The 19,008-nt window shown below is 57.9% G+C and carries 21 protein-coding genes; 15 read left to right on the forward strand and 6 right to left on the reverse strand.

Annotation, left to right across the window (positions count from 1 at the left end):
- The first annotated feature begins 82 nt into the window (after positions 1-82).
- The 7 genes from ACR0DU_RS17025 to ACR0DU_RS17055 all read left to right on the forward strand — a co-directional run bounded on the left by ACR0DU_RS17025 (position 83) and on the right by ACR0DU_RS17055 (position 6,589).
- Positions 83-1,786, forward strand: coding sequence for an acyl-CoA dehydrogenase family protein (locus ACR0DU_RS17025; RefSeq protein ID WP_480876139.1), 1,704 nt, complete (start codon positions 83-85; stop codon positions 1,784-1,786).
- A complete protein-coding gene (locus tag ACR0DU_RS17030) occupies positions 1,786-2,832 on the forward strand; it encodes an MBL fold metallo-hydrolase (protein WP_480876327.1) in 1,047 nt (348 codons plus the stop codon). The genes ACR0DU_RS17025 and ACR0DU_RS17030 overlap by 1 nt, the downstream gene beginning before the upstream one ends.
- 4 nt (positions 2,833-2,836) lie before the next feature.
- The gene (locus tag ACR0DU_RS17035; RefSeq protein WP_170544721.1) at positions 2,837-3,286 is read left to right on the forward strand and encodes a DUF6173 family protein; all 450 of its coding nucleotides are present in this window, start codon (positions 2,837-2,839) and stop codon (positions 3,284-3,286) included.
- Between the two features lie 64 nt (positions 3,287-3,350).
- Positions 3,351-5,189 carry a glycerophosphodiester phosphodiesterase family protein gene (locus ACR0DU_RS17040; RefSeq protein WP_480876141.1) on the forward strand — a complete coding sequence of 613 codons (1,839 nt, stop codon included), beginning with the start codon at positions 3,351-3,353 and terminating at the stop codon, positions 5,187-5,189.
- Positions 5,176-5,730, forward strand: coding sequence for a hypothetical protein (locus ACR0DU_RS17045; protein WP_480456139.1), 555 nt, complete (start codon positions 5,176-5,178; stop codon positions 5,728-5,730). Before ACR0DU_RS17040 ends, ACR0DU_RS17045 begins: the two co-directional genes overlap by 14 nt.
- A 68-nt stretch (positions 5,731-5,798) precedes the next feature.
- A complete protein-coding gene (locus ACR0DU_RS17050) occupies positions 5,799-5,933 on the forward strand; it encodes an aa3-type cytochrome c oxidase subunit IV (RefSeq protein WP_480456141.1) in 135 nt (44 codons plus the stop codon).
- Positions 5,934-5,956: 23 nt separating this feature from the next.
- A complete protein-coding gene (locus tag ACR0DU_RS17055) occupies positions 5,957-6,589 on the forward strand; it encodes a hypothetical protein (protein ID WP_480876143.1) in 633 nt (210 codons plus the stop codon).
- On the opposite strand, the gene ACR0DU_RS17060 is transcribed toward ACR0DU_RS17055, so the two are convergent.
- Both ACR0DU_RS17060 and ACR0DU_RS17065 read right to left on the reverse strand, forming a co-directional pair.
- The gene (locus ACR0DU_RS17060) at positions 6,578-6,910 is read right to left on the reverse strand and encodes an AzlD domain-containing protein (RefSeq protein ID WP_480456143.1); all 333 of its coding nucleotides are present in this window, start codon (positions 6,908-6,910) and stop codon (positions 6,578-6,580) included. The two genes, ACR0DU_RS17055 and ACR0DU_RS17060, sit on opposite strands and share 12 nt — an antisense overlap.
- Complete coding sequence (locus ACR0DU_RS17065; protein WP_480456144.1) at positions 6,907-7,617, reverse strand: AzlC family ABC transporter permease; 711 nt, start codon at positions 7,615-7,617, stop codon at positions 6,907-6,909. The genes ACR0DU_RS17060 and ACR0DU_RS17065 overlap by 4 nt, the downstream gene beginning before the upstream one ends.
- Between ACR0DU_RS17065 and ACR0DU_RS17070 the strand changes: the two genes are divergently transcribed.
- The 4 genes from ACR0DU_RS17070 to ACR0DU_RS17085 are packed head-to-tail and all read left to right on the forward strand — an operon-like array spanning position 7,616 to position 10,956.
- Entirely contained in the window at positions 7,616-8,557 is a 942-nt protein-coding gene (locus ACR0DU_RS17070; RefSeq protein WP_480876145.1) for a formate dehydrogenase accessory sulfurtransferase FdhD, read from the forward strand. The genes ACR0DU_RS17065 and ACR0DU_RS17070 overlap by 2 nt on opposite strands.
- The gene (gene mobA / locus ACR0DU_RS17075) at positions 8,550-9,206 is read left to right on the forward strand and encodes a molybdenum cofactor guanylyltransferase MobA (RefSeq protein ID WP_480876147.1); all 657 of its coding nucleotides are present in this window, start codon (positions 8,550-8,552) and stop codon (positions 9,204-9,206) included. Before ACR0DU_RS17070 ends, mobA begins: the two co-directional genes overlap by 8 nt.
- On the forward strand, positions 9,203-9,694 hold the full coding sequence (gene mobB / locus ACR0DU_RS17080; protein WP_170474125.1) for a molybdopterin-guanine dinucleotide biosynthesis protein B: 492 nt from the start codon (positions 9,203-9,205) through the stop codon (positions 9,692-9,694). Before mobA ends, mobB begins: the two co-directional genes overlap by 4 nt.
- Entirely contained in the window at positions 9,691-10,956 is a 1,266-nt protein-coding gene (locus ACR0DU_RS17085; protein ID WP_480876149.1) for a molybdopterin-binding protein, read from the forward strand. The genes mobB and ACR0DU_RS17085 overlap by 4 nt, the downstream gene beginning before the upstream one ends.
- On the opposite strand, the gene ACR0DU_RS17090 is transcribed toward ACR0DU_RS17085, so the two are convergent.
- The 3 genes from ACR0DU_RS17090 to ACR0DU_RS17100 all read right to left on the reverse strand — a co-directional run bounded on the left by ACR0DU_RS17090 (position 10,957) and on the right by ACR0DU_RS17100 (position 13,048).
- Entirely contained in the window at positions 10,957-11,949 is a 993-nt protein-coding gene (locus tag ACR0DU_RS17090) for a hypothetical protein (RefSeq protein ID WP_170474133.1), read from the reverse strand.
- Positions 11,950-11,963: 14 nt separating this feature from the next.
- Positions 11,964-12,434 carry a transcription elongation factor GreA gene (gene greA / locus ACR0DU_RS17095; RefSeq protein WP_039540543.1) on the reverse strand — a complete coding sequence of 157 codons (471 nt, stop codon included), beginning with the start codon at positions 12,432-12,434 and terminating at the stop codon, positions 11,964-11,966.
- 233 nt (positions 12,435-12,667) lie between these two features.
- Positions 12,668-13,048, reverse strand: coding sequence for a VOC family protein (locus tag ACR0DU_RS17100; protein ID WP_010443640.1), 381 nt, complete (start codon positions 13,046-13,048; stop codon positions 12,668-12,670).
- Between the two features lie 88 nt (positions 13,049-13,136).
- Between ACR0DU_RS17100 and soxR the strand changes: the two genes are divergently transcribed.
- From soxR to ACR0DU_RS17120, 4 genes are all read left to right on the forward strand, one after another.
- On the forward strand, positions 13,137-13,592 hold the full coding sequence (gene soxR, locus ACR0DU_RS17105) for a redox-sensitive transcriptional activator SoxR (RefSeq protein WP_480876151.1): 456 nt from the start codon (positions 13,137-13,139) through the stop codon (positions 13,590-13,592).
- A 136-nt stretch (positions 13,593-13,728) separates the two neighbouring features.
- Entirely contained in the window at positions 13,729-15,375 is a 1,647-nt protein-coding gene (locus tag ACR0DU_RS17110; protein WP_480876153.1) for an electron transfer flavoprotein-ubiquinone oxidoreductase, read from the forward strand.
- Positions 15,376-15,479: 104 nt separating this feature from the next.
- Positions 15,480-17,192 carry a tetratricopeptide repeat protein gene (locus ACR0DU_RS17115; RefSeq protein WP_480876154.1) on the forward strand — a complete coding sequence of 571 codons (1,713 nt, stop codon included), beginning with the start codon at positions 15,480-15,482 and terminating at the stop codon, positions 17,190-17,192.
- Positions 17,182-18,003, forward strand: a complete 822-nt coding sequence (locus ACR0DU_RS17120; protein WP_480876156.1) for a 4-(cytidine 5'-diphospho)-2-C-methyl-D-erythritol kinase — start codon at positions 17,182-17,184, stop codon at positions 18,001-18,003. Before ACR0DU_RS17115 ends, ACR0DU_RS17120 begins: the two co-directional genes overlap by 11 nt.
- On the opposite strand, the gene ACR0DU_RS17125 is transcribed toward ACR0DU_RS17120, so the two are convergent.
- Positions 17,996-18,994 (reverse strand): polyprenyl synthetase family protein, encoded by a 999-nt coding sequence (locus tag ACR0DU_RS17125; protein WP_170771988.1) that lies wholly within the window; start codon positions 18,992-18,994, stop codon positions 17,996-17,998. The genes ACR0DU_RS17120 and ACR0DU_RS17125 overlap by 8 nt on opposite strands.
- Positions 18,995-19,008 lie beyond the last annotated feature (14 nt).

Here is a 19,008-nt window from a genome sequence, read left to right on the forward strand (position 1 = left end):
ATCGTGCCAGCCCAGATGAATACCGGCGTGGGGCCGGGATTCCAACCCCACGCTGAAAACCTGCCAGACTCAGAGGGAAACCATGCCCTATCGTGCCCCGATCTCAGACTATGAATTTCTGTTTCGCAACGTGATCGGTTTTGACCAGATCGCTGCGACGGAGAAATTCTCGGAAGCCAGCGATGACGTTGTGAGCGCAATTCTGACCGAAGCCGGGAAGATGTGCGAAGAGATCATGGCCCCGCTTCAACGTCCCGGCGATCTGGAACCCGCGCGGTTGGAGAACGGCGTATTGCGTACGCCTCCGGGTTACGCAGAAGGGTGGAAAGCGATTGCCGAAGGCGGATGGATCGGGATGAGCGGCGATCCCGAATATGGTGGTATGGGCCTGCCCATGACCATGACCACCGCCGTGAATGAGATGATGAGCGCGGCCTGCCTGTCGTTGCAACTAGCACCCCTGATGACTCAGGGCCAGATCGAGGCGCTGGAGCACCACGCGAGCGACGCGTTGAAAGCGCTCTATCTGCCCAAGATGATGGCGGGCGAATGGTCGGGCACCATGAACCTGACGGAACCGCAGGCCGGATCGGATGTGGGGGCGCTGACCTCGAAAGCCGAGGATAACGGCGACGGCACATATTCGGTGACCGGCCAGAAAATCTATATCTCATGGGGCGATAACGACTTTACCGAGAATGTCTGCCATCTGGTTCTGGCCCGTCTGCCCGATGGTGTGCCGGGGACCAAGGGGATTTCGCTGTTTCTGGTGCCGAAATACATCCCCGATGAAAATGGCAATCCTGGCGTTGCCAACGATTTGAAAGTTGTCTCGCTGGAACACAAGATGGGCCTGCACGGGTCGCCCACCTGCGTGATGCAGTATGACGGTGCCAGAGGCTGGCTGGTCGGCAAAGAACATGGCGGGATGGCCGCGATGTTCACCATGATGAACAACGCACGTTTGGGCGTTGGTGGTGAGGGTGTCGGTGTGGCCGAAGGGGCCTATCAGCACGCGCTTGCCTATGCGTTGGAACGCAAGCAAGGCAGGACGCCCTCGGGCACGATCATCGACCACGCGGATGTACGGCGGATGCTGATGTCCATGCGCGCGGATGTATTTGCGGCACGAGCAATCATGCTGGCCAATGCAGCTGCGATCGACATGGCGCAGGCCACGGGTGAGGCCGATTGGGCTGCACGGGCTGCTTTGCTGACACCAATATGCAAGGCCTTCGGGACGGAAACCGGAATGCGCGTGTCCGAGACCGGCGTTCAAGTGCATGGCGGCATGGGCTTCATCGAAGAAACCGGCGCTGCGCAGTATTACCGCGATGTCCGGGTGACGGCGATCTATGAGGGCACCAACGGCATTCAGGCCATGGACCTTGTGGCGCGCAAGATGATGGACGGGGGCGAGGCGGCTTCGAACCTGCTGGATGAGATCGAGGATCAGGCCGAGAAAGCCCGCGCCACGATGCCCGAGCTTGCCGGTCCTGTGTGGGAGGCATCTGAGTCACTGCGTGAAGCCACCGAGTGGATCGTCGCGCAATCAGACATGAATAACCGCTTTGCCGGGGCGTCAGCCTATCTCAAGGCCTTTGCGCGGGTGCTGGGCGGGCATTACCACCTGTCGGCGGCTTTGGCCGACCCCGACGGACCGCGCGCAAAACTGGCGCGCTACTATATCAACGCGCTGTTGCCCGAGCATTCAGGCTTGCTGGCACAGGCGCAGAACGGGGCTGATGACCTTTATGCGCTCAGCGCTGAGGAGTTGGCGGTTTGATGGATGGCGAGGGGCCTCAGGTGATGCGTTATCCGTGGGCTGAACCGCCTGCACCCGGCGAATGGGTCGAGGTTGCAGAAGGTGTTCTGTGGATCAGGCTGCCTTTGCCCATGGCGCTGGATCATGTGAATGTATATGCGCTGGATGATGGCGACGGCTGGACAATCGTCGACACCGGGCTTTCTTCGAAGAAAACACGTGCCATCTGGCAGACCCTGATCGAAGGGCCTCTGGCCGGAAAGCCCGTCCACCGGGTTGTGGTCACGCATCATCATCCTGACCATGTCGGCAATGCGGGCTGGTTCCAGTCCGAACATGGCGCCGAGCTTGTGACCAGCCGCACTGCTTGGTTGTTCGCCCGCATGCTGACGCTGGATGTGCAGGAGAACTGGCCGAAGGAAACGCTCGACTACTACCGCAGCGCCGGGATGGATGCGGATGTGCTGGCGGGCCGGATGGCTGAACGTCCCTTCAACTTTGCCGACACCGTCTACCCCATGCCGCTGGGCTTTACCCGTGTCAAACAAGGCGACTTGATCCGCATGGGCGCGCGAGACTGGGACGTCCACATGGGCAACGGCCACGCACCTGAACACTGTACCTTTTGGAGCCGCGACGACAATCTGGTGTTGACCGGAGATCAGATTCTCAGCTCGATCAGTTCGAACCTGGGTGTCTATGCGACCGAACCGATGGCCGACCCGGTTGCCGATTGGCTGGAAGCCTGTGAACGCCTGCAACCTTTGGCTCGTCCCGATCATCTGGTTCTGGGCGGGCACAAGCTGCCCTTCACGGGATTGCCGATCCGGATGCATCAGCTTATCGAAAACCATCACGGCGCGCTCGAACGTTTGCTAAGCGATCTAGATCAGCCCAAGACCGCAGCCGAGTGCTTTGCCCCGCTGTTCAAACGTCAGATCAAAGGCGGCGAATACGGCCTCGCGCTGGTCGAGGCGGTTGCACATATGAACCATCTCTACCACATTGGAACCGTCACCCGGACGCGCCGCGCGGACGGGGCGTGGGAATATCAGCGCAAAGGGTAAAGCAATGGACAAGATCGAAACATCGGCGGAAGCCGCCGAATCCGCAGCATTACCCCGTTGCTATGAGGTACATGCCAACCCCGATGCGGCATCGGGTAACAAAGATTTGCCTAAGCCGTTGCAAAAGCCGGTCGAAACCAAGAGCCCTGCTCAATGGGCCTATGAGAGGCTGATCATGTATATCCAGAATTTCGAAAAGACATTGGATGGCGATCACGAGGTTGCCATGGGCTTTACCGGGGGTGACGCGGGTGTCATGCGGATCGAGGGCATGGGCTACTTTGATCCCGATATCATCACCTTTTATGGCTCGGACGGCGGCGGGGCCAAAACCCAGCTGGTTCAGCATGTCAGCCAGTTGAATGTGATGCTGCGCGCATTGCCCAAGACGGTCGAAGACAAACCGGCCAATCGCATCGGATTCCGGCTGGCGGCTGATCTGGAAGACAGCTAACGCGCACCCTTGCAATTCACGCTTTCGCAGCCTTGAATGAGTTCACCATTCAGGAGGGCGCCGCGTGACCAATTTCTCAGCCGTAACAACCGCCTATCGCGGTGCTTGGGCCCAGCGGCGTGTTTTTGTGCCTGTCTATGTTGCTGTGCGGTTGTTGCTGGTTGCATTGATCGCCCCCGGCGTTGCCATTGCCGTCAATCTGGCCGTTTCACTGTCGGATCAATCCGCATTGACAGATCAGGACATTGCTATGTTCTTGCTGTCGCCTGCAGGGTTCATCGCGGCGGTTGCGGTGCTCAGCCTGTTCCTGCTTGCTGAAGTCTTTGTTTTCTCTGTCATGGCAGGATCGCTGCGAATGGGTGAGAACGACCCCTGGCGCGCGGGCAGCGCTTCGATCCGCCTGATCTTGACGCGCGTACCTGCGCTTTTCGGATTTGCTGCGCGGTTTATTCTGAGGGTGCTCTTATTGGCTTTGCCGTTTGTAGTTGTGGCCGGTGTGATCGCGTGGTGGACGCTGACGGAATACGACATCAACTATTACCTCACCTTCCATCCGCCTTCGTTCTGGGTGGCGGTGGTTCTGATCGGCTTTGTGGTGCTCTGCCTGGCCTGGGTTCTGATCCGCAGGCTTTCGGCCTGGGCGCTGGCTCTGCATCTTGTGTTGTTTGAAGATTGCGAACCTGCCGAGGCTTTCTCAGTTAGTACTGATCGGATGGAGGGTAAACGCGGCCGCCTTAAGATTGAACTGGCCCTGTGGCTTGCGATTCGTCTGTTCATTGCGGCGCTCATCGCGGGTGCCGCCGGGGTGCTGTTTGATCTGGTGCCGTTGCAAGAAAGCGCGAACCTGCGTTTTGCGCTGATTTTCAGTTTTATTGTCGCGGGCTTATGGTCATTGGCAGGGCTTGTGCTCGCTGCAATAGCACTGGGTGCACTGGCGGTATTGTTGGATGGGTTCTTCGAAACGCAAGCCAACGAGGTTCCCCACCCGGAGCCGGGCAACCTACGCGCGCCGCTCTATGCGGTTGTGGGTGGCGCAACTATTGCTTTGCTGATCGGCCTATGGTCCGGGCAGGAATTGCTCGAGCGAATTCAAGCGCCCGACCATGCCGATGTCATCGGGCATCGGGGCGCGGCGGCGATACGGCCGGAAAACACCATGGCTGCGGTGTTGAAGGCGATCGAAGATGGCGCCGACTGGGTCGAGATCGATGTTCAGGAAACAGCAGACGGTGTGGTTATCATCGCGCATGACAGTGATTTCATGAAATTGGCCGGTGTGCCGCTCAAGGTCTGGGATGCGACGATGGAGGATGTGGCCGAGATCGATGTCGGCAGTTGGTTCGGCCCGGAATACGCCTCGGAACGGACGCCGACGCTGTATGATGTGCTTGAGGCTGCCAAAGGTAAGTCCAAAGTCATTATCGAGCTGAAATACTACGGCCATGACGTCGATCTGGAAAACCGCGTCGCTGCGATTGTCGAAGAACTTGAGATGCAGGACGATATCGCCACCATGTCCCTGAAGTATCCTGCGGTGCAGAAAATGAAAGCGCTGCGCCCGGATTGGCGCGCAGGAGTATTGGCCGCCACCGCGATTGGCAATTTGTCGGGGCTTGAGGGCGATTTTGTAGCTGTGAACGCAGCAACGGTTTCGCCGGGTCTGATCCGATCGGTCCACGATGCGGGCAAGGATATCTATGTCTGGACGGTGAACGACCCATTGCAAATGTCGGCCATGGCCTCGATGGGGGTCGACGGGCTGATTACCGACCGTCCCGCGATGGCCCGCGAAGTGTTGCGCGTCCGCGCTGAAATGGGACCGGGGGAGCGGTTGATGTTGTGGCTGGCAACGACCTTTGGCCTGTCGATCGAAACCTCCGAGATGCGCGATGCAAACCCATAGACTCGCCGCCCTTTTGGCCTGCTGCGTGCTTCCCGCCAATGCGCAGGACTTGATGCGCAGCGTTGAAATGCCCGCGCACAGGGCGTTAGTCGAGTCGATGGAAGGCGCTGAGTTGACCCCGTTTGAAACCGATGGCTGCTCGGGTGGATTATCGTCAAGTTGGCGACTAGTCGCTGAGACCTTCCCCAAGTTCAGCTTGCTGTACGAAGAGCATCCCCCGTGGGAGTATTGCTGCGTCACACATGATCGCGCCTATCATAACGCGGGTGGTGCGTCACAGGCCGAAGCCAGTTTTGATGCGCGTCTTGCTGCTGATGAAGGACTGCGCCTTTGCGTCGAAGCCCACGGTGATACCCATGCCGAGGACTATGCTGCGCGCTATGATATGACGCCGGATCAGATTCGCTCGGTCCATTCGATTACATCCGAGGCAATGTTCCTTGCGGTACGCTTTGGTGGTGGTCCGTGCAGCGGTCTGCCCTGGCGCTGGGGGTTTGGTTATCTCGGCTGCACGATCTTTGGCCCAACTGCGCGCGAATGACGTCGTGACAGGCCCTGATTTTTACATTATTCAGCATTCCAAACACGCGAATTGGGATTCTTTGAAACATGGCTGAACATAAGCACGGCGAGATGGACATCACCGTTCAAACCAAAACCTTCGACGGGTTCATCAAATTCACCACCTGGTTTGTGGTGGCAAGTATCTTCCTTTGCATTTTCCTGGCGGTATTTGCTGCCTGATCATTTTCTGCGGCGTACCACCCATGTTCAGGATTTTAATAGCCTGTCTGCTGGCGGCGACAGTTGCTGGGTGCGCTGGTTCACAGCGCCCGCAGGCTGAGTCCTCTGAAATCGCATCCCGGTCCTATCGTGATCCGGGGCCGTCGACACTGACGCTCTATACAATGATCAGCACGCGCACCGGGTCGGGGGCGCATACGTCGCTGATGATCAGTGGTAGCGAGAGGGTGATTTTTGATCCTGCGGGATCCTTTCGTGCCGACGTAGTACCGATAAAGAACGATGTGCTTTATGGCATTACGCCAAATGTCGAGCGTGCCTATCGCAGCAGTCACGCGCGCGAGACGCATTATGCCCGTATCCAAACTATCCAAGTGACGCCGCAACAAGCGGAAATCGCGCTTCAACTGGCCAAACAGATGGGTCCAGTTGCCGGGGCATTCTGCGCGAATTCAACGGCACAGCTTTTGCAGCAGGTTCCAGGGTTCGAGCAAATCAGAACCACATTCTATCCGGTGAAACTGTCCGACCAGTTTGGTCAGATATCGGGTGTTGTCACGACGGAGTATCGCGAAAGTGACTCGGCCGATCTGCAGCAGGGTCTGGCCGAAAACAACGCGCGCCTGAACCAGATTGAAGCAGCCTCAACCAACTAGGTAGAGCAAACCATAAAGCGTGGCGGCGCCCGTAAAAATCGCCGCCAGAACGTTCTTTGTGACGTACCCGACTGTTAACGCAACAGCAGCAGCTGACATGCGCGGCAAATCAGGCTGGCCGTCGGTGGCGGATGGCCAGACCACAAGTGGCGCGATCAGGGCAGGAATAATCGCGACTGCCGTATAGCGCAGGTGGCGCAGCAGCCAGGGCGGCATCGGGCGATCCCCAACCAGACCGATAAATGTGAATCTTAGAAGGTAGCTGCCAATCGCAAGGCCGATGATTATGATCCAGATGGTGGTGCTATCGATCTGCGTCATGACTTATTCCGTTCCAGCATCAGTTCGACCTGTGCACCGGCGGCCATTCCTGCGGCACCTGCGATTAGAAGGCCTAGATTGAAGGGCACAGCAACCGTCAGCAAGGCCACCACGATCGCAACCAATGCCGCCACCACATGGGCCAACGTGCGCATCATTGGCCCGATCATGGCTAGAAAGGTGATTGGCAATGCGAAATCCAAGGCCCAACTTTCTGGTATCTGCGTTCCCAGAACCGCGCCCAGATACGTGCCCAAGACCCAAAGCGGCGTAATCGGTGTGACCGAGCCAAAGAAATAGATCATGCGCTGTGGCACGGTCATATCGGGTTCTTTTTCAAACCGGATCATCGAGCAGGCATAGGATTGATCGACGATCAGATAGGCCGCGCAGGCGCGCTGCCACAGTGGCGCTGCGCCCAGATAGGGCGTTAGCGAGGCCGAATACATTGCAACCCTCAAATTCACCGCCAGTGCAGAAATCAGGACGATCACGGTGGGCGTATTGTCCTGCAGCAATTGCAACGCGGTGAATTGCGCAGCACCCGCAAATACGGTGGCGGAAAAGGCCATGGTCTGAATGATGTTCAACCCCGCCTCGGTTGCAAAGACTCCGAACAGCAGGCCGAACGGCATGGCAACGAAGACGAATGGTGCCCCGTCGCGAAAACCTTTCCAGAAGTATGACTTGGGTGTGGCAGAGGCCATGGCTAAATCCTATGGTGTTGCGAGCAGCAGTAGCCGTCTTGGGAAGGGGTTGCAATTGGCCAAGGAATTCGACCTGTCAGACTACCTAATTGCCCCTGATCCGGGCGCGGCGCGACTGACCCGCGCGGTTGAAGGCGTAGATCAGAATGGAGAGGTCAGCCAGATCTCGGTAGTCGAGGAGCGCCCGTTGACGATCTTTCTGAATTCGCAGGAAATCGTGACCGCGATGACCATTGGTGACTACCCCGAATATCTCGCACTGGGGTTTCTGCGTAATCAGGGCATGCTGCTGGCCGATGATCAGATCACGCGGGTCGATTACGACGATGATCTGGAAACCGTTGTCGTGCGTACCGAGCGTGAGACTTCGTATGAGGACAAGCTGAAGAAGAAGACGCGGACAAGTGGCTGCGCAGTGGGTACCGTTTTTGGCGACATGATGGAGGGGTTGGAGGACGTGCTTTTGCCGCAGGCCTCGGTGCGCACCTCGTGGCTCTATGATCTGGCAGCCAAGATCAATCGCACACCGTCGCTGTATCTTGAGGCCGGGGCGATCCATGGCACCGTGCTGTGCCGTGAGAGCCGCCCGCTGGTCTATATGGAGGATGTGGGCCGTCACAACGCCGTCGACAAGATCGCGGGCTGGATGTTGTCCGAGGGAGAGGGAGCCGCAGACAAGATCCTCTATACAACCGGTCGCCTGACCTCGGAGATGGTGATCAAAACGGCAATGATGGGGATCCCGGTACTCGCTTCGCGGTCGGGCTTCACCGCCTGGGGCGTTGAAATCGCGCGAGAGGTCGGCCTGACGCTGATCGGTCGCATGCGCGGGCAGCGGTTTGTATGTTTGTCTGGCGAAGACCGTTTGGTACGTGACGTTGATCCCGCATCCGTGGCTGCCGAGGACACGAAGCATCGCAGGAAAAGTGCCAATGGCTGAACGGACACCAAAACTGTTGGGCGTTATTTTGGCAGGTGGCCTGGCGACCCGCATGGGGGGAGGCGACAAGGGGTTGTTGCAGATCGGTGGGGTTAGCCTGCTGGATCGTGTGATCAATAGGCTCTCGCCTCAGGTCGAGGCTCTGGCTCTGAATGCCAACGGGGATGCATTGCGATTTAATGAACTGGGATTGCCTGTGATTGCGGATTCGATCGATGGCTTTGCGGGACCACTTGCCGGTGTTCTCGCTGGACTTGATTGGGCTGCAGAACAGGGTGCCCAATTCATTGTGACAGTCGCCGCTGATACACCGTTCTTTCCGCGAGATCTGGTGGCGCAACTGGTGCGGGCTTCCGAAGGGCAAAAGCACCCTCTTGTTTTGGCAACCACTTCGCGAACCGGCGAAGAGGCTTTGAAATCCGGCGGGTCCAGGCGAGTGAACAGACACCCGACATTTGGTCTCTGGCCTGTTGCGTTGCGCGATGATCTGCGGGCGGCACTTGAGGGTGGTTTGCGCAAGGTCGTCCTTTGGACTGACCAGCATGACGGGCGAGAAGCGCTGTTTTCGGCCCAGCCGTTTGATCCCTTCTTCAACGTCAACACACCTGATGATCTGGCCCGCGCTGAAACTCTGTTGGAGCTGGCATGAGACTCTACGGCGTCATCGGTTGGAAAAACGCGGGCAAAACCGGGCTTGTGGAGCGACTGGTGGCCGAAATCACTGGACGTGGGTTTACCGTCTCTACCATTAAACATGCCCACCACAGTGTCGATGTCGACCAGCCGGGAACAGACAGTTACCGGCATCGCGTGGCTGGGGCGTCCGAAGTGCTTTTGGCATCGGGTCAGCGTGTTGCTCTGATGCAGGAATTGCGCGGAGCACCAGAGCCAAAACTGGATATCTTGTTGGCACGCTTGTCTCCGGTTGATCTGGTGCTGATTGAAGGGTTCAAGCGTGAACACCACCCCAAAGTGGAGGCATTTCGTACAGCGCCTGGAAACCCGCTGATCGCGACGGAAGATGACTCGATCCGTGCGGTTGCCAGTGATACGCCATTGAAGCTGGATCGCCCTGTTTTTGATTTGAACGATACGGCGGCAATTGCTGATTTCATTCTTGGGGAGGTCGGACTTTGAGCAAGCCGGACATATCGCCTCCACCCCTGCGCAATGATTGCTTTGCCTTGCCCGCCGGGGTGAGTTGGACGCCGGTCGACGACGCACTGGCATTGCTACGGGACAGATTGACCGTGGTAACAGGGGTCGAAAGCGCACCGCTGATGCAGGCCGCCGGTCGCATTCTGGCAGAAGATGTGCAGGCCAAACGGTCAAACCCACCACAGCCCAACACCGCTGTTGATGGATACGGATTTGCCGGACCAGTGGCGGATGGCCCTTGTGTCTTGCCCTTGGTTGAAGGTCGCGCAGCGGCCGGTGTTCCGTTTGGCGGTAAGGTTCCCTCGGGCCATGCCGTACGCGTGTTGACCGGGGCTGCGCTTCCTGAGGGTGTTGATACGGTTATTCTGGAAGAGGATGTGACCCTCGATCAGGGTCACATTGCGTTCCGAGGTCCATTGAAAAAAGGTGCAAACGCACGAAAAGCTGGCGAAGACGTGGTCGAAGGTGCGCTGGCCTTGCCTGCAGGGCGACGGCTGACACCCGCTGATTTGGCACTTTTGTCGGCAATTGGGTTGGCCGAAGTGTCGGTGTACAAAGTGCTGCGCGTCGGGGTGCTGTCGACCGGGGACGAATTGGTCGAGCCCGGTGACATTGCCGCACCAGGGCAAATCTACGACGCCAACCGTCCGATGCTGTTATCGCTGGTCGAACGAATGAGGTTTGAACCGGTTGATCTTGGCAGCGCCGAGGACAGCCGGGAGGCGTTGGAGGATCATCTGGATCAAGCCGCTCGGCGGGTGGATGTGATCCTGACCAGCGGTGGGGCCTCTGCCGGGGATGAAGATCACGTCTCAGCCCTGTTGCAAGAGGCCGGGGCGATGCAGGAATGGCGCATCGCGCTGAAACCCGGACGGCCTTTGGCGTTGGGCATGTGGGATCAAACGCCGGTGTTCGGCCTGCCCGGCAATCCGGTGGCCGCAATGGTCTGCACGTTGGTATTCGCCCGCCCCGCGCTGAGCTTGATGGCCGGAGCAGGTTGGCAGGAACCGCAAGGGTTCGACGTGCCTGCCGCATTTGAAAAGCGCAAGAAACCGGGTCGCCGCGAATATCTGCGCGCCCGCATCCGTGAGGGACGGGCCGAGGTGTTTCATTCAGAAGGGTCCGGCCGGATAAGCGGGCTGAGCTGGGCCGAAGGGCTGGTTGAAATCGAGGACGGTGCGCGTGATATTCAGCCGGGCGATCCAGTACGATTTATCCCCTACGGAAGCTTTGGGCTCTAATCAGTCGAACGTCCCTGCAACCCGTCCCAGCAGCATAAAAGCGCGCGCGGTACGCGTCTCACCCAATGCGTTCAGTTCGGCGTCGCTGGCGTCGGGTTCGAACTCAACGATCATGTGATCGAAGCGCCGCAGGAAATGGTGTGCCGCATCGCGAAAGATCGGATCCTGTTTCATCCGCGCCGCCGTCAGCGCCAGCGAAGACCGGTCCCGGATACCGCCCAACGCAGCCACCGAACGCCCGCGGGCGCCTTGCGCAAACTGCCGCCAGATCTCGGGCCGGGCCATATCGGGGCGCAGGTCATCCATATAGATGCCTTCCTGACTAAGCAGGGTCAGAACATCCTGTGAGGCCTGAACAAGTTGCGATGCCTTGCGATCCTTCAACGCAAGACGCAGCGCGTCGAAACCCGCCTCGTCGCTCTGCGTTTCGGGGAAGTTCAGGGCGCGGATGAAGATGTTGGTTGGCAACGGGGCCGCAATCTCTTCCGCAGGCGTGCCAAGTTCCAAGGTGGTTTGATTTGCAGGTTCGGATGCAGGCTTGCTGGCGCGTGCAGGTTCGCTGCGATTGGTTGAGAATGTGGCTAATGCGCTCTCGGTCTTTTTGGCACTTTCGGCGATCTCATCCAGTTTCTTGCCGACCGTCGGTTCATAGGTGCTGGTCGCGCGCTGTTGTTGCACCACATAGCTGTTGCGGATTGCGTCGATAGCGGTTTGCAGACGCGCGCTTTCTTCGCGCATAACGCGACTGGCGCGCATCGCCAACGCTGCAACCCAGATCATCGCCACCGGCATAAACACTGCCAGAAATGTGACGATAAATCCGCCTTCCTGTGCCCCGGGTAGCACCAGAAATACTACTGACACCACCAGCCAGATCAGGCTGAGCACAACAGCCGCGATCTCGATCTCGGTAATCGAGGGATGCGCGGGCCGATCGTAGATTCCCAGCGAGGTCGGTTTCTCGGGTTCTTGCTCGGGCTCAGACCCTGACATGATAAATGCTCCGGTCAGGCGTATTCGATACTCAGAACTTCGTAAGAGCGTACACCGCCGGGGGTGCGAACCTCGACACTGTCGCCTTCTTCTTTGCCGATCAGGGCGCGGGCGATCGGGGATTTGATGTTCAGGAGGCCATTTTCAATATTGGCTTCATACTCACCGACGATCTGCCAGGTCTTTTCTTCGTCGGTATCTTCATCAACCAATGTCACCTTGGCGCCAAACTTGATCGCCCCCGACAGCTTGGCGGGATCGATGACGTCGGCAAGCGACAGGATGCCCTCAAGCTCTTTGATGCGGCCCTCGATAAAGCCCTGCTTTTCACGAGCGGAATGGTATTCCGCGTTCTCTTTCAGGTCACCGAGTTCGCGGGCTGAGGCAATCGCCTCGATGATCGCCGGGCGCTCGACGGATTTCAGGTTTTTCAGCTCTGCCTCGAGCGCGGCATTGCCCGAAGGCGTCATGGGGATCTTTTCCATAGTCTTGTCGTCCACGCATAAATGTTACGCCCCGCCGCACAAAAGCGTCGGGGCGAAGGATGGGTTGGCAATTACCTGACCCAAATGGAGCGTGAATTGCAAGAGGGGAGGCGCGGGTTGTCAGTAAACTCGCAACTTAGCGCCGCCGTTTAGGAGGTTGATTGCGCCGGTGGCGCTGCCCCAACAGCTCCCCGCGTCGCCAACGGCTGGCATCGTGCCCAAGCCACAACATCTCAATCATACTGAACCACCTCGAATTCGATGCCGTTGTCGTCGCGGAAATAGAAGCGCCGCCCGGGCTCATAATCAGCGTGGTTGTGAGGTTTGAACCCTGCTTTGCGGACCTTTTCTTCGGTGGCGTCGATATCTTCGACCAGCACGCCCACATGGTTCAATCCGCCCACGATATCATAGCTGCTTTCACTTAATGGCTTAGGATCATCGGGGGCGTAGAGTGCCAGATAGGTGTGAGCGCTGCCCACATGCACTGTGTAGCCACCGGCAATGGCCGGGCCTTCCCAGCGTGTTTTCCAGTCAAAGACTTTCTGCATCCACGCCGCAGATGCCTTTGGGTCGCGGACCGTGAAGTTGGTATGTTCCAGAGTCGCCATCATAGGATCTCCTTCCTGATTTAAGGCTTGTCCCGACTCACCGTAGTTTCTAAACCTAACTTTAGGTCAAGGGATTTTATTGGAGAATGTTATGGCTGTTTCCGAAGGATTAGCGATTGGTGCTTTGGCTCGACGGACGGGGTTAGCTGTGTCGGCGATCCGGTACTATGAAGCGCAGGGTTTGATATCTCCGTGGCGAAACGCGGGTGGGCAGCGACGGTATCAGCGTGCCGATATTCGACGGCTAAGTTTTGTGATGATCGCACAGCAGTTCGGCTTGACCCTGCCAGAAATACGAGAAGTGCTTTTGGAACTGCCCGGTAATCGAACACCGACACCGCAGGACTGGAAAAACATCAGTGAAGGGTTGCGCACCCGGCTGGATCAGCGAATCGATACGCTGATGCGGTTGCGCGACAATCTGGACGGCTGTATCGGCTGCGGCTGTCTCAGCTTGCCTAAATGTAAGCTCTACAACCCCGATGACAGGGCAAAATACCATGGTAGCGGTCCCAGATACCTGATGGGCGATGCGCCAGAGGCTTGATGTGTCGAATAGCGTCATTGTTACGCCGTGTTTCGATTGACCAAAGTCTTTCCGACCATGTAATCAGCCGTGAAACAATATTGCGCCGACCAAGCGGTGAAAGCGCCAATTCGGAAAGTTAGCTAAGGAGCCCGCGATGGCCGAGATTGAACGCGAAGCGATGGAATACGACGTGGTGATCGTGGGTGCAGGCCCCGCGGGCCTGTCAGCGGCCATCCGTCTGAAACAGCTGGATGCCGAACTGAATGTCGTGGTTCTCGAGAAGGGCTCGGAAGTGGGTGCACATATCCTTTCGGGTGCTGTGCTGGACCCTTGTGGTCTGGACGCGCTGATCCCGGACTGGAAAGAAAAAGGCGCGCCGTTGAACGTACCTGTGCACGAAGACAACTTCTTCATGCTGGGTGAGGCGGGTCAGATCCGTATCCCCAACTTCCCGATGCCGCCGCTGATGAACAACCACGGCAACTACATCGTTTCGATGGGCAATGTCTGCCGCTGGATGGCGGAACAGGCTGAAGAGTTGGGCGTCGAAATCTTCCCCGGAATGGCCTGTTCCGAGCTGGTCTACGGTGAAAACGGTGAAGTCAAAGGCGTCGTGGCCGGTGTTTTTGGTCTAGAGGCCGACGGTTCTTACGGTCCGAGCACCGAACCGGGCATGGAGCTGCACGGTAAATACGTCTTCCTGTCGGAAGGCGTGCGCGGTTCACTGTCCAAGGAAGTCATCGCCAAATACGACCTGTCTGCCGGTAAAGAGCCGCAGAAATACGGCGTTGGCATGAAAGAGATCTGGGAGATCGACCCGGCCAAGCACAAGGAAGGCAGCGTCACGCATACGATGGGCTGGCCGCTGGGCAGCAACGCGGGTGGCGGGTCGTTCATCTATCACCTTGAAAACAATCAGGTCTATGTCGGCTTTGTGGTGCACCTGAACTACAAGAACCCGCACCTGTACCCCTATATGGAATTCCAGCGCTTCAAGCATCACCCGATGGTGGCTGAACTACTGAAAGGCGGCAAGCGTGTGGCTTACGGTGCCCGCGCGATCACCGAAGGCGGCTATCAGTCGATGCCGAAACTGGTGGCTCCGGGCGTGGCGCTGCTGGGCTGTTCGGCGGGCATGGTCAACGTGCCGCGTATCAAAGGCAACCATAACGCGATGTTGTCCGGCAAGGCGGCGGCCGAGGCCGCTTTTGACGCCATCAAGGCCGAGCGTTCGGGCGATGAACTGACCGCCTATGAGGTCGACGTTCGCGATGGTGCCATCGGTGCGGATCTGAAGAAGGTGCGCAACGTCAAGCCGCTATGGTCGAAATACGGCCTGACCGCCTCACTGGTGCTGGGTGGCATGGACATGTGGACCAACACGCTGGGCTTCTCGCTGCTGGGCACGCTGGGCCACGGCAAGAACGACGCGGAATCGACGGAAGATGCCAGCAAACACCAACCGATCGACTACCCGAAACCCGATGGCACGCTGTCCTTTGATCGCCTGACGAACGTATCGTTTGCGGCCACCAATCACGAGGAAAGCCAGCCTTGCCATCTGAAACTGGCCGACCCGGAGATTCCGGTGAAGGTCAACCTGCCCAAATTCGACGAACCTGCGCAGCGTTATTGCCCCGCGGGCGTCTATGAGATGGTTGAGGATGAAGAAGGTCCGCGATTCGTCATCAACTTCCAGAACTGCGTCCACTGCAAGACCTGCGACATCAAGGACCCCAGCCAGAACATCACCTGGACCACGCCGCAGGGCGGCGACGGACCGAACTACCCCAATATGTAGGCAAGAACATGGGCGTTGGCAGGGTCGTGAAGGCTCTGCCATTGCCCTTCGCCCACCAAAGCCCTAGCTTATCCTTCAGTCAACGACAGTAAGGCAGGCAATCGGTGGTTTCCCTGGTAAGACGTACGGCACTGGCCGTCATTCTCAGCTCAGCAATAACGCTCCCGGCGGTAGCCGATACCGGGTCGGGGTCGTATTTGGCGGGGCGGCAGGCGATTTATCAAAGCGACTATCCGGCCGCCGAGCGGTATTATTCACAGGCGCTTCAAGCAGATCCTAAAAACGCAAAACTGTTAGAAAACGTTGTTGTAGCGCGGTTGGCTCTGGGTGAAATCGAGCGTGCCTTGCCGGTTGCGAATGCCATCGAAGAACAGGATTTACCCAGCCAGGCTGCCCGGATGGTGATCTCGGCGAATTTGCTTGCAAGCGGAGAGCTGGATGAATTTCTGGCCCGTGACCCTGAGACTCAGGGGGTTGGTCCTTTGGTCGATGGTCTGTTGATCGCTTGGACACACATGGCGCAGGGTGCCATGTCCAAGGCGATGGAAGAATTTGATGCGGTTTCTACGCAGGAAGGGCTTAAAGAATTTGCGCTCTACCATAAGGCTATGGCCTTGGCATCGGTCGGGGATTTCGAAGGGTCCGAAGCGATTTTTGAGGCCGAGAACGGTGCTGTTGCCCGCTTCTCGCGCCGCGCGGCGTTGTCACGAACCGAAGTTTTGTCGCAACTCGACCGCAACGAAGATGCGCTTCAATTCCTTGATGATGTGTTCGCTGCAGGAAGTGACCCGACCATTGAAGGGTATGTAAGTCGCCTGACTAACGGCGAAACGTTGCCGTTTACACATGTGCGATCTGCACAGGACGGCATGGCCGAAGTGTTCTATTCAGTGGGTGCGGCACTGAGCGCCGAGGCCGCGCCTGACTATGTGCTCCTCTATATTAGGGCCGCGACGTTCCTGCGCTCAGACCACATCGACGCGATCCTGTTGAGCGCGGAGCTGCTGGACGGGCTGGAGCAATATGATCTCGCCGTCGATGTCTATCGGCAGGTGCCGCCGACAAGCAGCGACTATCACGCTGCCGAGTTGGGGCGCGCCGAAGTGCTCAGCCGTTCCGATCGCAAAGATGCGGCCGCTGAAGTGTTGCAAAACCTCGCAGCGCAGAGCCCCGATTTGCCGGGCGTACATGTGGCTTTGGCAGATCTCCGGCGTCAGCAGGAAAATTATACAGCAGCAGTCACGTCATATGACAAGGCCATTGCTCTGACCGAAGAAGGCGCGGGCAGCAACTGGTTCCTGCACTATGCACGCGGGATATCCCATGAACGTCTCAAGAACTGGGAGATGGCCGAGGCCGATTTCCGACGCGCGCTTGAGTTAAATCCGGATCAACCGCAGGTGCTGAATTACTTGGGGTATTCGTTGGTTGAACGAAAAGAGAAGCTGGATGAAGCGCTTGAGATGATTGAACGCGCCGTCGCTGCGCGACCGGACAGCGGCTATATTGTCGACAGTCTTGGGTGGGTGCTATTCCGCCTTGGCCGCTATGACGAAGCGGTTGATCATATGGAGCGGGCTGTTGAGCTGATGCCTGTCGATCCGGTGGTGAATGATCATCTGGGCGATGTTTATTGGGCTGTCGGTCGTGCTCGCGAGGCGGAGTTTCAGTGGAAACGTGCCCTGTCCTTCATCGACCCCGAAGACACCGATGGAGAGGCCGATCCTGAGCGTATTCGTCGTAAGATTGAGGTAGGGCTGGATACTGTCTTGCACGAAGAGGGCGCTGAGCCATTGAAGGTCGCCAATGAAGGCTGAGGCATTTGCCCCTGCCAAAATCAACCTGACACTGCATGTAATCGGCCAGCGAGATGATGGCTATCATCTGCTGGATTCGATGGTTGCCTTCGCAGATGTCGGGGATCGACTTAGCTTTTCTTCGGGACCCAAGCTGGCGTTGTCGGTAGAAGGCGAGTTCTCGAGCGGTGTGCCAATCAACCATAGCAATCTGGTCTGGCAGGCTGCGGAGGCGGCAGGCTGGGCCGGCAGCATTCTTCTAGACAAGCAACTGCCCCATGGCGGCGGTATCGGAGGCGGGTCTTCGGACGCAGCCGCGGTCCTACGCGCGGCGACCGCTCAGGGGTTCAATAACGCCAATGATATTGCGTTGTCGCTGGGGGCAGATGTCCCGGCATGCCTATACGCTGCCGCGGCGCGAATGCGAGGTATTGGTGAGCAGATCGAACCGATTAATTTGCCGCCATTGCCAGCTCTTCTTGTTAATCCGGGGATCGCAGTTCCAACCGGGCCGGTGTTCTCTGCGCTTCAAAGTCGAGAGAACGCGCCTATGCCAGCGAGAATTCCTACGTTCAAAACGCCAGTAGATTGTGCGGCGTGGCTACGGAATCAGCGCAATGACCTTGAAGCACCAGCGATGACGGTAGCCCCGGGAATTGCAGCTGTCCTTGATGCACTGAGGGATACACGCGACGTGTTACTGACCCGCATGTCAGGTTCAGGCTCTACCTGTATGGCGCTTTATCCAACCCTGAAAGCGGCCCATTTCGCCGCCTACGAGATCGGAGCCGCGCAACCCAACTGGTGGTGCCGCGCGACAATGCTTAGTTGAGGCGCGAAACAACATAGTCCGCCAGATCGCCTAGCAATGTGCGGATTTCGTGATCAGGAACGGCTTCCAATGACGCCTTCGCCTTGGCTGCCCAGCCGAACGCATCTGCGCGGGTAGCTTCCAGCGTGCGGTATTTGGCCATCAGCGATAGGGCGTAGTCCAGATCGCCTTCTTCCTGACGTCCGCGCCCTATCGTGCGTTCCCAGAAAGCATGTTCATCCGCTGTGGCTTGCGCCACAGCTTTGATGACGGGCAGTGTTAGCTTTCGCTCGCGGAAGTCATCACCGACATTCTTGCCGGTGACCGCGCTATCACCTTGATAATCCAAAAGATCATCAGCGATCTGGAAGGCAACCCCAAGCGCATCACCATAATCATATAGCGCTTTGACTTGAGCATCGTTTGCGCCGGCAATGACACCACCAACCTCGGTTGCAGCCGAGAAAAGCGCGGCAGTCTTCCCACGCACGACTTGCAGATAGACACCCTCATCCGTGCCCAGATCGGTGGCTGCTGTCATCTGCAGCACTTCACCTTCCGCGATTGTGGCCGACGCGTTAGCCAGAATATCCAGAACCCGTAGCGAGCCTGTTTCAACCATCAGCTGGAAACTGCGGGAAAACAGATAGTCGCCAACCAGAACGCTGGATTTATTGTCCCATAGCAAGTTTGCGGTGGGCCGCCCACGCCGCTGCCCGCTTTCGTCCACGACGTCGTCATGCAAAAGGGTCGCGGTGTGGATGAATTCGACAGTCGCGGCCAGCTTAACGTGATGGTCGCCGGAATAGCCAAATAACTGTGCAGCAGCCAGCGTCAGCATTGGGCGCAGGCGTTTGCCACCTGCCTCAACCAGATGTGCAGTCACTTCGGGGATACGTGGAGCATGTTCCGACGCCATTCGGGTCCGAATCAGCGTATTCACCGCTGCCATTTCACCCGCCAACATCTCAGCCAGACGCTCATGCGGTTTCGAGATCGTGCTGACGCTCATCACACTCCTGATAC

The organism is Ruegeria sp. G2, from assembly GCF_056533505.1.

Excerpts from the sequence above, each read along its gene's own strand:
- ACR0DU_RS17025 (WP_480876139.1), top strand. The coding sequence starts at position 83 with ATGCCCTATCGTGCCCCGATCTCAGACTATGAATTTCTGTTTCGCAAC.
- ACR0DU_RS17030 (WP_480876327.1), top strand. The coding sequence starts at position 1,786 with ATGGATGGCGAGGGGCCTCAGGTGATGCGTTATCCGTGGGCTGAACCG.
- ACR0DU_RS17035 (WP_170544721.1), top strand. The coding sequence starts at position 2,837 with ATGGACAAGATCGAAACATCGGCGGAAGCCGCCGAATCCGCAGCATTA.
- ACR0DU_RS17045 (WP_480456139.1), top strand. The coding sequence starts at position 5,176 with ATGCAAACCCATAGACTCGCCGCCCTTTTGGCCTGCTGCGTGCTTCCC.
- ACR0DU_RS17050 (WP_480456141.1), top strand. The coding sequence starts at position 5,799 with ATGGCTGAACATAAGCACGGCGAGATGGACATCACCGTTCAAACCAAA.
- ACR0DU_RS17055 (WP_480876143.1), top strand. The coding sequence starts at position 5,957 with ATGTTCAGGATTTTAATAGCCTGTCTGCTGGCGGCGACAGTTGCTGGG.
- ACR0DU_RS17060 (WP_480456143.1), bottom strand. The coding sequence starts at position 6,910 with ATGACGCAGATCGATAGCACCACCATCTGGATCATAATCATCGGCCTT.
- ACR0DU_RS17070 (WP_480876145.1), top strand. The coding sequence starts at position 7,616 with ATGGCTAAATCCTATGGTGTTGCGAGCAGCAGTAGCCGTCTTGGGAAG.
- ACR0DU_RS17065 (WP_480456144.1), bottom strand. The coding sequence starts at position 7,617 with ATGGCCTCTGCCACACCCAAGTCATACTTCTGGAAAGGTTTTCGCGAC.
- mobA (WP_480876147.1), top strand. The coding sequence starts at position 8,550 with ATGGCTGAACGGACACCAAAACTGTTGGGCGTTATTTTGGCAGGTGGC.
- mobB (WP_170474125.1), top strand. The coding sequence starts at position 9,203 with ATGAGACTCTACGGCGTCATCGGTTGGAAAAACGCGGGCAAAACCGGG.
- ACR0DU_RS17090 (WP_170474133.1), bottom strand. The coding sequence starts at position 11,949 with ATGTCAGGGTCTGAGCCCGAGCAAGAACCCGAGAAACCGACCTCGCTG.
- greA (WP_039540543.1), bottom strand. The coding sequence starts at position 12,434 with ATGGAAAAGATCCCCATGACGCCTTCGGGCAATGCCGCGCTCGAGGCA.
- ACR0DU_RS17100 (WP_010443640.1), bottom strand. The coding sequence starts at position 13,048 with ATGATGGCGACTCTGGAACATACCAACTTCACGGTCCGCGACCCAAAG.
- soxR (WP_480876151.1), top strand. The coding sequence starts at position 13,137 with ATGGCTGTTTCCGAAGGATTAGCGATTGGTGCTTTGGCTCGACGGACG.
- ACR0DU_RS17110 (WP_480876153.1), top strand. The coding sequence starts at position 13,729 with ATGGCCGAGATTGAACGCGAAGCGATGGAATACGACGTGGTGATCGTG.
- ACR0DU_RS17120 (WP_480876156.1), top strand. The coding sequence starts at position 17,182 with ATGAAGGCTGAGGCATTTGCCCCTGCCAAAATCAACCTGACACTGCAT.
- ACR0DU_RS17125 (WP_170771988.1), bottom strand. The coding sequence starts at position 18,994 with ATGAGCGTCAGCACGATCTCGAAACCGCATGAGCGTCTGGCTGAGATG.